This window comes from Streptomyces sp. NPDC054786 (assembly GCF_053611685.1).
Genome location: NZ_JBSHAW010000106.1, coordinates 1 through 1,646, shown reverse-complemented (window position 1 = coordinate 1,646; position 1,646 = coordinate 1). Strand labels below are relative to the sequence as shown.

1 protein-coding gene is annotated in these 1,646 nt (G+C 70.4%); it reads right to left on the bottom strand.

Annotation, left to right across the window (positions count from 1 at the left end):
- Positions 1-1,646, bottom strand: a 1,646-nt coding sequence (locus ACWGI6_RS38185) for a polyketide synthase dehydratase domain-containing protein (protein WP_453271772.1), incomplete at both ends; no start/stop codon positions are given.

Sequence of the window (1,646 nt, the reverse complement as noted above, 5' to 3'; positions counted from 1 at the left end):
CGCCTCACCCCATGCGCCGACACCAGATGCCGCGCCACCACACCACCCAGCGCACCACCCGCACCCGTCACCAACACCACCCCATCAGGACCGAAGACCGCGGCAGGCGCTGTCTCCGCCTCCGGGGAGGGGGCGGGCACGCGTACGAGCCTGGCCGCGCAGACGGTCCCGCCGCGCACGGAGGTCTGCGGCTCACCGGTCGCCAGGGCCGCCCGTACCGCCACGTCGTCGTCCGCAGTGTCACCGGTGGTGTCGAGGTCGATGAGGACGAACCTGCCGGGGTGTTCGGCTTGTGCGGAGCGTACGAGACCCCATACCGCCGCACCGGCGAGATCGGTGACGTCTTCTCCCGGCAGCGCCACCGCACCGCGGGTGACGAAAGCAAGCCGGTCCTCGCTGCCCAGTCGGGACCGGAGCTCGGCCAACGCCCATTGCACGGAAGCGTGCACGGCGTCGGTGCCGACGCCTGGGTCGGTCTTCAGCACGGTGACCGCGGACGCGCTGACGGACGGGTCCACAGAGACCGGTGTCCACTCCACGCGGTACAGATCGTCGTGCCGGACAGGGCGCACGACTGACGGCTCCCGGAGGACCAGCGACTCGACGGCGAGCACAGCCGCACCGCTGCCGTCGAAGACGTCGAGGGACACGGTACCGGCATCCCGCAGCACCAGGCGGACCCGGACCTGCGCTGCCCCTGTGGCATGCAGGGGCACTCCCGACCATGCGAACGGCACTCGCGCCGGGCCGCCGTCCGACGTCAGTCCGATCAGGTGGAGGCAGGCGTCGAAGAGCGCCGGATGCAGACCGTACGCCGCGGCATCATCCGCTCCGTCGGGAAGCGCAACCTCCGCGAACAGCTCCTCACCACGCCGCCACGCAGCCCGCAGCCCCTGGAACACCGGCCCGTACCCGAAACCGGCCTCGGCCAGCTCCCCGTACAACCCTTCCACCGGCAACACCTCCGCACCACGCGGCGGCCACTCGGTCAGGGGGGCGGGCTCGGCGGCGGCATCGGTGGTCAGCAGGCCGGATGCGTTGCGGGTCCAGGGGCCGTCGGACGACTCGTCCCGTGAGTACACGGTGACGGTGCGGCCTGCCTTGTCCTCGCCGACCACGATCTGGAACGCCACTCCCCGGCGCTCCGGCAGCACCAGCGGCGCCTCCAACGTCAACTCCTCCAGCATCCCGCACCCGACATGGACACCAGCAGCCAGCACCAGTTCCACAAAACCCGTCCCTGGGAACAGGGCGAGCCCGTTGACCGAATGATCGGCCAGCCACGGAGCCGACTTCGCCGACAGCCGCCCGGTGAAAGTGACGCTGTCGCCTTCGGGCGACCAGACCGCCGCTCCCACGAAGGGATGCCCCACCGTTTCGAGTCCGGCGTCGACCACGTCGCCACCGTCGTGCCACAATTCCGCCAGATACTCCTTGGTGTCCAGCCAGTAGCGTTCGTGTTGGAAGGCGTAGGTGGGCAGGTCGATGCGGTGGGTGCCGGTGCCGGCGTAGTAGGCGTGCCAGTCCGGGGAGATCCCGAGGGTGTGGAGGCGGCTCAGCCCGGTGAGCAGCTCGTGCTCCTCGGGGCGGTCGCGGCGGAGTGTGGAGACGAAGGTGACGTCGTTGGTGAGGCAGTCTTGTCCCAT